This is a genomic window from Tessaracoccus antarcticus, from assembly GCF_003688855.1.
Lineage (GTDB): Bacteria > Actinomycetota > Actinomycetes > Propionibacteriales > Propionibacteriaceae > Arachnia > Arachnia antarctica.
This window is the reverse complement of the sequence record NZ_REFW01000001.1, coordinates 778,259-792,114: the sequence shown is the minus strand read 5'-3', so window position 1 is coordinate 792,114 and position 13,856 is coordinate 778,259. Positions and strand designations below refer to the sequence as shown.

The 13,856-nt window shown below is 66.9% G+C and carries 11 protein-coding genes; 7 read left to right on the top strand and 4 right to left on the bottom strand.

What is annotated here, in order from left to right; translation table 11 throughout:
* Window positions 1–17: 17 nt before the first annotated feature.
* Window positions 18–1,088: an ABC transporter ATP-binding protein gene (locus EAX62_RS03345; protein ID WP_121900225.1), complete on the bottom strand. Its 1,071-nt coding sequence runs from the start codon at window positions 1,086–1,088 to the stop codon at window positions 18–20.
* A gap of 58 nt (window positions 1,089–1,146) precedes the next feature.
* Complete coding sequence (locus tag EAX62_RS03340; RefSeq protein ID WP_121900224.1) at window positions 1,147–2,226, bottom strand: extracellular solute-binding protein; 1,080 nt, start codon at window positions 2,224–2,226, stop codon at window positions 1,147–1,149.
* Between the two features lie 412 nt (window positions 2,227–2,638).
* On the opposite strand from EAX62_RS03340, the gene EAX62_RS03335 reads away from it, so the two are divergent.
* Complete coding sequence (locus tag EAX62_RS03335) at window positions 2,639–3,727, top strand: PPK2 family polyphosphate kinase (RefSeq protein ID WP_121900223.1); 1,089 nt, start codon at window positions 2,639–2,641, stop codon at window positions 3,725–3,727.
* Between the two features lie 110 nt (window positions 3,728–3,837).
* Here EAX62_RS03335 and EAX62_RS03330 read toward each other — a convergent pair whose 3' ends face one another.
* On the bottom strand, window positions 3,838–4,200 hold the full coding sequence (locus EAX62_RS03330) for a BlaI/MecI/CopY family transcriptional regulator (protein ID WP_158600490.1): 363 nt from the start codon (window positions 4,198–4,200) through the stop codon (window positions 3,838–3,840).
* 79 nt (window positions 4,201–4,279) lie between these two features.
* Between EAX62_RS03330 and EAX62_RS03325 the strand changes: the two genes are divergently transcribed.
* The 6 genes from EAX62_RS03325 to EAX62_RS03300 all read left to right on the top strand — a co-directional run bounded on the left by EAX62_RS03325 (window position 4,280) and on the right by EAX62_RS03300 (window position 12,538).
* Window positions 4,280–5,785 (top strand): cytochrome ubiquinol oxidase subunit I, encoded by a 1,506-nt coding sequence (locus tag EAX62_RS03325; protein WP_121900222.1) that lies wholly within the window; start codon window positions 4,280–4,282, stop codon window positions 5,783–5,785.
* A gap of 17 nt (window positions 5,786–5,802) precedes the next feature.
* Window positions 5,803–6,867, top strand: coding sequence for a cytochrome d ubiquinol oxidase subunit II (gene cydB, locus EAX62_RS03320; protein WP_121900221.1), 1,065 nt, complete (start codon window positions 5,803–5,805; stop codon window positions 6,865–6,867).
* Window positions 6,868–6,872: 5 nt separating this feature from the next.
* The gene (cydD, locus tag EAX62_RS03315; RefSeq protein ID WP_121900220.1) at window positions 6,873–8,492 is read left to right on the top strand and encodes a thiol reductant ABC exporter subunit CydD; all 1,620 of its coding nucleotides are present in this window, start codon (window positions 6,873–6,875) and stop codon (window positions 8,490–8,492) included.
* Window positions 8,492–10,084: a thiol reductant ABC exporter subunit CydC gene (cydC, locus tag EAX62_RS03310; RefSeq protein ID WP_121900981.1), complete on the top strand. Its 1,593-nt coding sequence runs from the start codon at window positions 8,492–8,494 to the stop codon at window positions 10,082–10,084. The genes cydD and cydC overlap by 1 nt, the downstream gene beginning before the upstream one ends.
* Before the next feature lie 106 nt (window positions 10,085–10,190).
* Complete coding sequence (locus tag EAX62_RS03305; protein WP_147453992.1) at window positions 10,191–11,480, top strand: glycosyltransferase; 1,290 nt, start codon at window positions 10,191–10,193, stop codon at window positions 11,478–11,480.
* A gap of 41 nt (window positions 11,481–11,521) precedes the next feature.
* Window positions 11,522–12,538 (top strand): Gfo/Idh/MocA family protein, encoded by a 1,017-nt coding sequence (locus EAX62_RS03300; RefSeq protein ID WP_199711091.1) that lies wholly within the window; start codon window positions 11,522–11,524, stop codon window positions 12,536–12,538.
* Between the two features lie 80 nt (window positions 12,539–12,618).
* Here the strand turns inward: EAX62_RS03300 and EAX62_RS17365 are convergent, their stop codons facing one another.
* Window positions 12,619–13,776 (bottom strand): transglycosylase family protein, encoded by a 1,158-nt coding sequence (locus tag EAX62_RS17365; protein ID WP_158600488.1) that lies wholly within the window; start codon window positions 13,774–13,776, stop codon window positions 12,619–12,621.
* Between the last annotated feature and the right edge of the window lie 80 nt (window positions 13,777–13,856).

Genomic DNA, 13,856 nt, shown 5'->3' with positions numbered 1-13,856 from the left:
GCGCACCGGGGTGCGGCTCATCGCTGTGCCGCCACTGGATGATGGCCCCCCGGGACGGGGGCGTCATCGCGTTCGTACTGGAGAACGTGGCGGGGGTCCAGCGCGAGGACGGCCCGCTCCCCCACCTCGGGGCGCTCCTGGCCATCCTCCTTGAAGAGCACCTGCACACGCGCGCCGTGCGCCGTGATCGTGAAGATCGTGTGCAGCCCGTGATAACTCGCCGATTCCACGATGCCCTCGACGGCACGGTACCCCGGCGCCATCTGCACTCCAGGTGTCAGGAGCGCCACCTTTTCAAGACGGAGGTAGGAGGAGCGACGCGTGTCCAACCCGCACGTGGCGGGATCCAGCGCGACGATGAATTCGGGCGTGAGTGGGGAGGCCTCCCCGATGAAGGTGCAGACGAACTCAGAGGCGGAGGAGTCATAGATTTCCTGCGGTGTTCCCACCTGCTCGATCCGGCCCTTGTTGAATACGGCGATACGGTCTGACATTGTCAGCGCTTCGTCCTGATCATGGGTCACATACACCGTCGTGATGCCAAACTCGCTCTGAAGTTCCTTGAGCTGCCCCCGCAACTGGTGCCGCAATTTCGCGTCGAGGTTGGACAGCGGCTCGTCCAGCAGCAAGATCTTGGGCTGCAGAACCAGCGCTCTCGCAATGGCCACCCGCTGTTGCTGACCGCCCGAGAGTTCGGCGAGGTTCTTCTCAAGTTGTTCTTCGCTCAGGTCCACCCGTCGTGCAATCTCCCGCACCAGACGTTCCCGTTCCGTCTTGTTCTCCTTGCGGACCTTCAGCCCAAAGGCGATGTTCTCCCACACGTTCATTGACGGAAACAGGGCGTAGTTCTGAAACACCATCCCCACTCGCCGCTGGTCGCTGCGCAACCGTGTGACGACCCGCCCATCGACGTGGATGTCTCCCCTGCTGGGCTCTATGAATCCCGCCAGTGTGCGAAGCGCAGTTGTCTTTCCGCACCCTGAAGGGCCCAGCAGGGTGAAGAACTCTCCTTCTGCCACCTCGAGGTTGAGTTGTGGAATGGCGACGAAGTCCCCGAACGTCACCTCGATGTTCTCGTAGCGGATCACGGCATTTCTCCTCGATCTGTCCAACGGGGTGGGTGTGGGCGACAGTCAGTCCGGGGTGTCACGGGACGTATTCGAGCTCAACCTTTTCGATCCAGGAGGCGATGTGCTCGGCGGCGAAGCTCCAGTCGATCTCCTGCTGTTTGAGCTCCTCGTGGAACTTCACGATGGCCGGGTCGGCATTGGCGATCGCACCCTTGTTGACGGGCATGGAGTCGAACTCTGCAGACCATGCCGTCTGGGTCTCAGCACTGCCGAACCAGTCAATGAACTCATGCGCACGCTCGGCCTGATCCGTTCCCTTCACCACGGCGATCTGCTCGACGGCGAACGGGATGCCGTGCTCGGGGCGCATGATTTCTGAGTCCACGCCAAACTCGGTTTCGCGTGAAGGGATACCCGAGGTGAACATCTGCCCCATGTCCACTTCGCCCTCGGCGATACGGAGATAGAGGTCCTTCTCGGGCACAACGGTGCTGCCGTGTTCGAAGTAGCCCTCGATCTGCGCCCAGCCCTCATCAGAGATTCCCAGGTCGCCTTCCGGGTCCTTGTAGTCGTCAAGGATTCCAGCAAAGATCAGCTGGGTGGTGGCACCGCCGAGGCCCTCGACGCTCTCGTAGCGTCCGTCGAAGCGCTCGTCGTTCCACAGGTCTGTCCAGTTCTGCGGAGCCTCCTCGGGGGAGAACACCTCTGCGTTGTAGGCCAGCACGATGCCTTGCTGGACCAGTGGCCAGAAATTGCCGTCGCCTGAGGGATCAGCCAGATCGGCATCCACGTCCCCTGACCATGAGGGCTCGTACGGCTCCAGTGCGTCACCGGCCACCAGCGTTGAGAAGTACATGTGGTTGAGGCCGAAGACGACATCTGCCACCGGGTTGCCGCGCTCGGCCATGATCTTGTTGGTGGTGTCGCCACCTCCCTGCCCCACAACCTCGATGGCGAACCCCGCCTTGGCGGCTTCGTCGTGGAGCCACTCGGCGCGGCCGTCCGCGTTGGAGTTGGTGTAGACGATGAGCGTGTCACCCGACGCGCCCTTGCTCGGGGGGGACGTGCTGGGATCCTCGGCGCCTCCAGCGGCACCGCAGGCAGACATGAGGACGGAGGACACGGCAACAGCCACGATGGTGGACAGCTTGTGCATGGGGATCCTTCTCTAGATATCAGCGATGAATATCGGCGCAACCGCTCCCGCGGGTGCCCAGCATGTTTGGTGCGGGCCGAGGGGGGAGCGCTCCCCCTTTGCCTGACTCTAGCTTTCACGGAGGTCGCGGGGGCGGAAAATCGTCAACTATTTGGCGCGGGCGCCGAGATCTTGCTGCACTGCCCTGGTTTCCCCGTGGGCTCGCAGTCCGCCTCCATGACCATGCCCGGCGTCCGTGCTCACACACCGCCGGGGGCCCCAGCAGTGGTGCCCACCCACAGGACCCGATCGTCGCTTCTTTCTGCGTCGTCGACCAGGGCGTGGCACGATGACTTCGTCCGGCCCGACGGCCCGACATCCGGGCTTTGCCTTCCGACTGGAAGGACCTGCATCCATCGAGGGGACCTGTTTCATGGGCAAGAAGACCAAGGACCTGTGGACCGCCGACCCCCGCGATGTGTTGCGCGCCGGCGAGGGATTCGACCTCGCGGCCCTCGACCGGAGCGACTCCCCCGGCTGGGAGGGCGGCAAGAAGAAGGCCAAGAAACTCATGGCCACCCGCGCGTCGTTGCTGTCAGAGTTGCAGGAGCGACTGTTCGCGGAGGGTCGCACGGGCGGTGAGCGTGCGGTGCTCTGCATCATCCAGGGTCTCGATACCGCCGGCAAGGGCGGCATCGTCCGCCACGTGATGGGCCTCGTCGATCCCCAGGGCGTCGCCCTGCGCTCGTTCGGGGTGCCCACGGAGGAGGAGCGGAAGCACCACTACCTGTGGCGGATCCGCAAGGCACTGCCACCTGCCGGCCGCATCGGGGTGTTCGACCGCTCGCACTACGAGGACGTCCTGGTGGTCCGCGTGGACCGTCTCGTCCCCGAGGAGGAGTGGCAGAAGCGCTACGAGGAGATCAACAAGTTCGAGGCTGATCTGGTGAACAACGGCATCATCGTGTTGAAGTTTGCCCTCATGGTGTCGCACGCAGAGCAGGGGCTTCGCCTCATGGAGCGCCTGGACAGGTCCGACAAGCACTGGAAGTACACCACCTCCGATCTCGAAACCCGCAGCAAGTGGCCCGAGTTCCAGACGGCCTACCAGGCGGTGTTCGAGAAAACGAGCACCGAGCACGCCCCCTGGTACGTGCTGCCCGCCGACCACAAATGGTACGCACGCCTTGCCGTCACGGAGATCCTGACCCGCACCCTCAGCGAGATGAAGCTCGCCTTCCCCAAGGCGGAGTGGGACGTCACCGAGCAGCGGCGGATGCTGGCAGAGACCATGTCCACCGAGACACTGGCGAAGTCGCTGGAGGAGACCCGCGACAACGTCGAATCCGCCATGGCCGAGAGCATTGAGGTCCGGCATGAGGTGGCTGCCATGCCGGGGGTGGATCCGCAGACCGCACAGCGCATGGCGATCGCCAGCAAGGCAGCCTGGACGGCCGAACTCGACTCTGCCATCGCGCAGAAGCGGCAGCTCCTCGCGGATCGACCCGACTACACGGGCTGATGGCGCCCGTCTGCGGGAACGCAGACGCGAATCGCGCAACGGTGTTGAGCCTGCGCACTGTCGGCAGTGGGCACGTTGCGGGAACGAGCGTCAGATACTGACCCGGCCGGTCAGGGTCGGACGCGGTCGGTCATGGTGCCCAGCGCGTCGCGTTCCTCTGCCGGCAGGGCTGCGAAGAAGCGACGCAGTGCCTCGATCCGGACGTTCCCCGGCACCCCGTCGAGGGCCTCGGCAAGGTCCCGGGCCGCGACCACGTCCTGCGGGTCGGCAGGCAGGTACTGCCACGCCCGGTCCACACGGTCACGGGTCACCATGTTCTTCTTGGCCAGCCTGTCGAGCACGGTCATGACGGTGGTGTAGGCAAGGTCGCGGTCCTTGTTCATTTCCTCCAGCACCTCGGCCACGGTGCGGGGGACGTCACGTGCCCACAGCAGTTCCATCACTGCCTGCTCAAGAGCTCCCCGAATTGCCATGAGCGACATCATAGGACCCCGGGTGCGACAGGGTGTTGCCAAGTTGGTGTCAACGACCTCCGGTAGTAGAATCCGGTTCATGGACCCAGTCGCTCTCGGTAGGTGGCAGTTCGGCATCACCACCGTCTACCACTTCCTCTTCGTGCCCATCACGATCGCCATGGCAATGATGGTGGCCGTCCTTCAGACAATCTGGTACAAAACGGGCCACGCGCGCTACCTGCAACTCACCAAGTTCTTCGGCAAGCTGCTGCTCATCAACTTTGCCCTCGGCGTGGTCACGGGCATCGTGCAGGAGTTCCAGTTCGGCATGAACTGGTCCGAGTACTCGCGCTTCGTGGGAGACGTCTTCGGTGCGCCGCTGGCGCTCGAGGCACTCCTGGCGTTCTTCCTGGAGTCCACGTTCCTGGGGCTGTGGATCTTCGGCTGGCACAGGCTGCCCAAGCTGCTGCACCTCATGACCATCTACGCGGTGGCCGTCGGCACCATGCTCTCGGCGGTGTTCATCCTCGCCGCGAACTCGTGGATGCAGAACCCCGTGGGCACCACCTTCAACAACGGTCGCGCCGAACTCGCGGGCATCCAGGGATTCCTCGACGTCCTCACCAACCCGGTGTTCCTCGTGACGTTCCCCCACGTCCTCACCGCCGCCTACATGGTGGCCGGCGGGCTGATGGCGGGCATCTGCGGCTGGTGGCTCATGAAGCTCCGCCGCGACGGCGAGGATCGCGACCCCGAAGCCGTGGCCGCGCACCGGTTCGGCGCCAAAATGGGTGCGTGGGTGCTCATCGTCGCCTCGGTCCTGACCATCGTGTCCGGTGACCTGCAGGGCAAGATCATGACGCAGGTGCAGCCCATGAAGATGGCCGCCGCCGAGGCGCTCTACAACACCGAGGACAACGCCCCGCTGGCCCTGTTTACCATCGGCAACCTTGACGGCACCGAGGAGATCTTCTCCATCAAGATCCCCGGTGTGCTGTCGTTCATGGCCGGCAACAAGACAGTCCAGGGAGTCAACGACCTGCGCGAGCAGTACGCCGCCGACGGCTTCCACAAGAACGACGGCACGAGGACGCAGATCCAGCAGGAGTACGCCGCCGAGTTGGCAGCTAACTACCCCGGCGTGGACCCGGTGCCCAACATCTTCATGTCCTTCTGGACGTTCCGGCTCATGATCGGACTTGGCATGGCCGGCGCCGCCATGGGTGCGGTGATGCTGTGGCTGCTCCGCAAGGACAAGCTGCCGCCGCAGGGCAAGTTCTGGGACACCGTCTGGACGCCCGCCATGTTCGCACTGCCGCTGCTGCCGCTGTTCGCCATCTCCTTCGGCTGGATCTTCACCGAGATGGGCCGCCAGCCCTGGCTCGTCGCGGGCGTCATGCCCACGGCCGCCGGCGTCTCCACGAGCGTCTCCGCCATGTCCGTCCTGATCTCCATGATCGTCTACACACTCCTGTACGGGGTGCTCGCCGTCATCGAGGTGGGGCTGTTCCTGCGCTACGTCAAGAAGGGCCTCCCCGATGACACCGAGGTGGAACTCGACGACCACACGGACGCGGACGCTCCCATGTCCTTCGCGTACTGACAGGGAAGTGAACATTCATGATGCTGCTTGAAACCGTGCCCACGCTGGCCATCGTCTGGTACATGCTGATCGTCGTCCTGTGGTTGGGGTTCTTCTTCTTGGAGGGCTTCGACTTCGGCGTCGGCATGCTCATGCCCATCCTCGGCCGCACCGAGAAGAAGCGCCGCGTGCTCATCAACACCATCGGCCCCGTCTGGGACGGCAACGAGGTGTGGCTCCTGACCGCTGGCGGCGCCATGTTCGCCGCCTTCCCCGGCTGGTACGCGTCCCTCTTCTCCGCCCTCTACCTGCCGCTGCTCCTGATGCTGGTGGGCCTCATCCTGCGTGGCGTCGCCTTCGAGTACCGGGCGAAGCGACCCGACGCCGCGTGGCGCACCATGCTCGACCGGTTCGCCATCGTCGGCTCCTTCCTGCCCACGCTCGTGCTGGGCGTCGGATTCGCGAACTTCGTCATCGGCCTGCCGAATGACGGACTCCTTTTCAACGGCACCCTGCTCGGACTCTTCAACCCCTTCGCCCTGCTGGGCGGCGTCATGCTGCTGGCCCTGTTCCTGAACCACGGCGCCACGTTCATCACCCTGAAGACTGCTGGACCCATCCACGACAACGCCCGCAAACTCGTCGGCACGATCGGGTGGGCCGCCGTCGCACTGGTCGCAGGCTTCGTCGTGATCCAGAACATCGTCTGGCCGGCAGCCTCCAACTTCGGCGACTTCACGGTCTTCGGGTGGGTGGCAGCCATCCTGGCCGTGGCCACCCTCGCGGGGTCCGTGATGATGACGAGCCGCGGCCGCGAGGGGTGGGGCTTCGTCCTGAACGGTGTCGCCATCCTGGCGCTGTTCGGCGGCATCTTCCTGCGGATGTATGGCAACCTCGGCTTCGCCCAGAACGCCGGGGTGGCGGTCGCCGACCACCTCAACATCATCACAGCTGCCTCCTCCCCCACCACCCTCACGATCATGACGTGGGCAGCCGTCATCTTCGTGCCCATCGTCATCGCCTACCAGGCCTGGAGTTACTGGGTGTTCCGCAAGCGGATCAGCACCAAGAACATCCCCGACGAGGTCGAGGCGGTGGCCTGAGCTCAATGGCGGGACCCATTGATCCCAGACTGTTGAAGCGTGCGGGGGCGACCGGTCAATACCTGGTCGCCTCTGTCGTCGTGGGCCTACTGACCGCCGTCCTGCTGATCGTGCAGGCCGGCCTCCTGGCGCGGGGCATCAGCCACGTGTTCCTCGAGCACTCTCTCCCCGACAACTGGGCGGTGCTGCTCGGCGGCCTGGCCGCGGTGTTCGCGGGGCGCGCACTGCTGTCGTGGCTGAATGAGACCATCGCCCACCGATCCGCCGCCAGCGTGAAATCGACCCTGCGTCGAGACATCCTGACGGCCCGGCTCTCCCGACCCCGGGACTCAGCCACCTCATCGGCCTCCATGGTGACCATGGTCACGTCCGGACTCGACGCGCTCGACGGCTACTTCTCCAAATACCTTCCACAGCTCGGCCTCGCGGCCACGGTGCCGTTCCTCGTGGGTGGGGCAATCCTCCTGACCGACTGGCAGTCGGCCATCATCGTGGCGTTCACGCTCCCGCTGATCCCGGTGTTCATGGCGCTGATCGGATGGACGACGCAGACCGCGACGGCGAAAAGCTTCACCGTGGCGGACCGGCTCGCCAACCACTTCGCCGACCTCATCGAAGGCCTGCCCACCCTCCAGGCGTTCGCCCGCGCGCGCGCCCAGCGCCGGGGCGTCGCACTGGGCGAGGAGCAGTACCGCGACGCCACCATGCGCGTGCTGTACGTGTCGTTCCTGTCCGCCCTCGCGCTGGAGTTGCTGGCCAGCCTCTCGGTGGCCGTGGTGGCCGTCACCGTCGGTTTCCGGCTCGTCTACGGCGACGTTGGCCTGGAAGCCGCCCTGTTCGTGCTGGTTCTGGCACCGGAGGCGTTCCTTCCGGTCCGGCAGGTGGGCGTCCACTTCCACGACTCCGCCGACGGCGTCGCCGCCGCCGACGCGGCGTTCCGGTTCATCGACGGCGCACGCGCCACGTCCGGCACCTCCCCCGTCCCCTCCGACCTGCGGATCCGCTTCGAGGACGTCACCTACACCTACCCCGGCACCGACTCACCCGCTCTGGATGGTGTGGACCTCACCATCGAACCCGGCGAGGTCCTGGCGATCCGCGGCACCTCCGGCGGCGGCAAGTCCACAGCCCTGGCGATGCTCATGGGTTTCCTGCAGCCCGATACCGGCCGCGTGTCCGTGGGCGGGCAGGATCTGGCTGCACTCGACGAACGGGAGTGGCGGGAGCACCTGGCCTGGGTGGCCCAGGAGCCGGGCATGATCAACGGCACAGTGGCCCACAACGTGCTCCTCGGTCACCCGGGCGCCTCCTCAGTCGACGTCGCCGCGGCCCTGCGTGATGCCGGCGCAGACTTCGACGGCGAGAAGTTCGTCGGCGATGACGGCGAGGGACTGTCCTCCGGAGAGCGACGCCGCGTGGCGCTGGCCCGCGCCCTGCTGAGGATCCGGTTCGGCGGCGCACGCCTCCTGGTCCTCGACGAGCCGACGGCGGGACTGGACTCCAGCACCGAGGCGGCCGCGGTCCACGCCGTTCGCGCCTCCGGCGTGGGCGCCGTCATCGTGACCCACCGTTCCGCTGTGATGGCCGCGGCGGACCGCGTCGTCGAGTTGGGGGCGACGGCATGATGAGCCGACGCACTGACCCCAGGGACCCGACCCTGCGGTTGGTCACCGAACTCCTCTCAGCGGTCCCCCACGGCAAGCGGCGGTTCAGCCTCGCGGTGCTCCTGGCCTCCATGGCCTCCGGCGCCTCCGTGGCGCTCCTGGGTCTGGCTGCCTGGCTCATCAGCCGCGCCGCCGAGATGCCGCCGGTGTTGTTCCTGCAGTCCGCCGCGGTCGGCGTCCGGTTCTTCGGCATCTCGCGCGGTGTCTTCCGCTATGTCGAGCGTCTCGTGGGGCATGACGTGGCCCTGCGGATGCAATCGGCCCTACGGATCCGCGTCTACGACAAACTGGCCGCCACGACGCTGATCGGGCGCCGCCGCGGTGATCTGCTGACCCGTGTGGTGGCCGACGTCTCAGCCATCCAGGACCTCGTGGTCCGCGTCATCATCCCGGCGCTGGCCGCCTCACTGGTCATCGTTGGCACCACCGCAATGCTGGCCCGGTTCGCTCCGGCCGCCGCCCTGGTGCTGCTGGTCACGGCCGTGCTCGCCGGCGTGGTGCTTCCCCTCCTCGCGCAGCGCGCCTCCCGCGCCGCCGACCTGGCTGCCCTCCCCACCCGCGGCGCCCTGGCCGACGGGGTCCGTGAACTGTCACGCACCACGGGCGACCTGGTGGCCTACGGCGCACAGGACAGGGTTCTGGTGGACCTGCTGGCCATCGATGACACCCTGCGCCGCCAGGAGGCCCGCGCCGCGTGGGTGCGCGGCATCGCCACCGCCGCTCAGGTGGTGGCTGCCGGTGTCGCCGTGGTGGCGGCCCTGGCGATCGGCGGACCCGCCGTCGTCTCAGGGGACCTGCATCCACGGCTGCTGGCTGTCATCGTCCTCACGCCGCTGGCCCTGCATGAGGTGTTCGGCGCCTTCGCCGCGGCCGCGCAGACATGGACTCGTTCACGCGCAGCGCTGGCGCGGATCGCCGACGTGCTGGATGCCGACCCCGTCGGCACGGGCGACGTCACCTCGTCCGAGGACCCCGCCCCGGGGCTGGAGTTCGACGGCGTCAGCGTCGGGTGGCCCGGCAGTGTCGTGATCCAGCAGGGCCTGGACTTCCGGGTGGACCCCGGGGAGCGGGTCGCCCTCGTCGGCCCCTCCGGCGTCGGGAAGACGACCGTGGCGGCAACGGCCATGGGCCTCATTCCTCCGCTGGCCGGGACCCTGCGTCGCGCCAACCGCGTCGGCTACCTGGCGCAGGACGCCCACATCTTCACCACGACCGTGGCCGAGAACGTGCGCATCGGCAACAGGGACGCCACCGACGAGCAGGTGGCAGCGGCCCTCCATGGCGCTGGACTGCATCTGTCCCCTGATCGGTGCATCGGTGAGGCCGGCACCACCCTCTCCGGCGGTGAGAGGCGACGACTGGCGCTGGCGCGCGTGCTGGCTGACGAGCGGGAACTGCTGATCCTCGATGAGCCCACGGAACATCTGGACACGGCAACCGCCCGCGCCCTCATGCACGACGTGTGGCGCGCTGGTGAGGGCCGGGCGGTGCTGGTGATCACGCACGATCCGGAGCTCGTCGCACAATGCGACCGGGTGGTCCGTCTCAGCTGAGCACGGACCACGCGGCGGCGCCCAGCCGCAGCGGAGGCGATGTTGTTTGGACAACCCGTCGGCCGAGTCACGTCCACTCCGATGCAGGGCCGATAGAGTGACCACCGTGACCGAGCAACCGATCCGGAGCGCCGCCACGCGGCCGTTGACGGTTGCGCAGTTCACCGACAACTACGGGCCGGGCAGCAACGGCCTCATGTTCGCGGTCCAGCAACTGGAGGGCAACCTCCTGGACGCCGGCCACAAGGTGGTCGTCGTGGCACCCCGGGCCAAGGGCCCCAACCCACATTTCGGGCGAGAGTGCCGCCGGGAGATCCGACTGCCGTCGGTGAAGGTGCCGAACATGCCCACCCGCGTGGCCAATGGCCGTCACTTTGACAGGACCATTGACGAGATCGGCAGAATCAACCCGGATGTCATCCACGTGCACGGGTTCGGCACGGTCGGGGCGCTGGGCGTCTGGGCGGCACGTCGGCTGCACATCCCGCTGATGCTCACGTGGCACACCGACTTCGATGCCTACGCCGACCACTACTCCGCGGTCCTGCCTCTCCTCACCGGTGTGTTGCACGCCTTCACGCGCATCTCCAAGGGGCAGCTCGTGGACTCCCATGACCTCAAGGAGGCGGTGATCCGCTACGAGGATCGTGGCCGCTCCACGGCGTCCCTCCTGGGGGTGTGCCAGAAGATGCTGGAGACCGCGACGCTGGTGACGACGCCGTCGCCGAAGACTGCCGTGCGGTGCCGGGAGATCGCACCCACGGCCAACGTCGTCGTGGTGCCCAATGGGGTCAACGCGCTGCCACCGGGGCCTCCCCCGGTGGAGCGCGGCCCCGGCCCGTTGATTCTCTACGCCGGCCGCATCGCCCCCGAGAAGGGGATCCCGCTGCTGGTCGACGCCTTTGAGCTCGTGGCCGCGCAACGCCCCGATGCCCGGCTCATGGTGGTGGGTGACTGGGAGCGCTACCCGCGCATCAAGCGTGTGTTGGCCCATGGCGCCGCGCGCGGCAACGTCATCCTGCCCGGCGAGCAGAAGCGCGAAGCACTCGGAGCGTTCTACGGCATGGCCGACATCTTCGCGTTCCCCAGCCAGACAGACACCCAGGCGCTGGTGCTGCACGAGGCCGCCCTGGCCGGCCTGCCGATCGTGTCGGTCGACCCCGGCCTGCAGTTGGTGCTGGAGCCTGGCGTCAACGCCGAACTGACCCGCCCGACGGCCGCGTCGATGGCCGCGGGACTGATGAGGATCATCAACAAGCTCGACGACCCGCTGTGGCGTGCCCGCGCAGCCGAGACGTCCAAACGACTGGCCGGCCAGTGGACCATCGAGTCCCAGGCCATCGAGATGCTGGGCCTGTACGAGAAGGTGGCGCGCGAGGCGAAGGTCTTGGTCTGATCACCGCCGCAGCCGGGGACGGCGGCCACTAGGGTTGGGCCATGAACCTGCCGATCTCCCGCATCCCAGAGCCCCACGAAGCACCCACCCTGCGCTGGGGAATCCTGGCCCCCGGCGGAATCGCCCACACCTTCGCCGACGCCGTCCGCAAGCACACGCGCCAGCAGGTGGTGGCGGTGGGCTCACGCTCCGCCGAACGCGCCGCAGCGTTCGCCGACGAGTTCAGTGTTGAACGCCGCCACGACAGCTACGAGGCGCTCGTGGCCGACGAGGACGTGGACGCCATCTACGTTGCCTCCCCGCACAGCCATCACGCCGAGCACGCCCTGCTGGCCATCAACGCCGGAAAGCACGTCCTCATCGAGAAGGCGTTCACGCAGACCGCCGACCAGGCCCGCCAGGTGGTGGCAGCAGCCCGCGCCGCCGGCGTCACCTGCATGGAGGCCATGTGGACGCGGTTCCTCCCGAACATCGACGTGGTCCGCCAAATGCTCGAGGGTGGCGCACTCGGCGACCTGGAGATGATGCAGGCGGATCACGGCCAGTACTTCGATTTCGACCCGCAGTTCCGCCTCTTCAACCCCGACCTTGCAGGCGGGGCGATGCTGGACCTGGGTGTCTACCCCGTGTCGTTCGCCTCGTTCGTGATGGGCACCCCCGGCCGCGTGAACGCCGTCGGCACACGGGCCGCAACGGGTGTGGACCGGCAGGTGAGCATGGTGCTCGACGGGTTCGCCCGCCATCCCAACGCGCACGCCGTCCTGAACACCACCCTGGCCGCCAAGACCGCAACGACGGCCACCATCGCCGGCTCACGCGGGCGAATCGACATCCCGGGCGACTTCTACGGTCCCCAGCGGGTGACGTTCACGCCACTGGAGGGCGATGCCGTGCAATCACCCCAGCCGGTCATCCCCGGGCACGAGGGATTGGCCTACGAGGCTGCCCACTTCGCGCAACTGGTGGCCGACGGCGAGCAGGAGTCCCCGCTCATCACGCTGGACGAGACGATCGCCATCGTGGAAACCATGGAGAAGGCGCTGCAGCAGATGGCCTGACCGCGCGTCACGTTCCTCCAGAAATAGGTCACCCCCAGCACGGGGGGTTGCTGGGGGCGACGTTCTGGGGGGCCTGCAGGTCAGGCGCAGCTCCAGGGCTGCGTGCCACGCTCTGCGTAGAGCCGGTTTGCCACGGTGATCTGCTCGGCGCGGCTGGCCTGGTGCGGGTAGGCCGCGAAGTCGGTGCCACCGACGGAGCGCCACGTCTGCAGGTTGAACTGCAGGCCGCCGTAGTAGCCGTTGCCGGTGTTGATGCTCCAGTTGTTGGTGGACTCGCAGCGGGCGATGCGGTCCCACATGGAGGCGCGGGCCAGGTTGAGGGCCTTGCCTGACGACGAGGTGGTGCTGGAGGTGTCCGCGGGGACGGCCTCCTCAACAGGGGAAGGCGCCGGGGTCGGCGTGGGCGCGACGAAGGTGCCGACGGTGGTCACCTGGTGGACCGGCTGCCGCGAGATGACGGACTCGGCCAGCGTGGAACTGATGAGGGCGCCGTCGTGGTAGACGTCGGTGTAGGTCTCACGTGTGAGCCCCTCGGCACCTTTGGTGGTGACCTTCGTTGTGCCCTTGGCGAGCTCATCAGAGGTGGTTTCCGTCTTCTTGTACGGCATCGCCACCTCCTTGACGCTCTCCTTGACTTCGACGGCCACGAAGGAGATGGCCAGTCCGTCGGTGAGGACGGTGTCGGGGGCCGGCGTGACGATGTCGTCGGCGTCGGGTGTCGCGCCGACCGAGGTGAGCGCATCGGCGACGGTGCCGGCGACGGTGAGCGCCGACGGAGTGCCCGCGACGGTGAGAGTGACGTCCTTGGCCGTGGCAATTTCCATGGCCAGACCAATGCGTCCGATCGAGGTGGAGCGCGACGCGGACAGCTTGGAGTCAGCCTCGTCCAGGTTCAGGAAGGCCAGGGCCTCCCCGACGCTCTGGGCGGTGGTCCAGACCTGACGCGGCTTCCCGTCGACCGAGATCTCCAGTGGACGGCCGTAGGCGACGGTGATCTCCATGCCGGCGGTGATGCGCGTGTCCACGGCGGGCAGGACCACGTCGTGTTCGTCCAGGGAAATGCCCTGAAGCTCCAGGACCTCACCGACGGTGTTCTCACGCACGGCAATGGACGAGGCTGCGCCGTCGACGACGATTTCAATGTCGTTCTTGTGCATCGCCGTCGCAATCCCCGTCGTGGCGACGAGCGCGAGGGCTGCGCCACCTGCGGCTGCGGGGATCCAGAGCTTTTTGCCCATGTGTGTGACGTCTCCAAGGAGTCGGGGACCCGGGAGGTCCGCACCGGGTCCCACAAGGATACCTCTTTTCTGAGGAAATC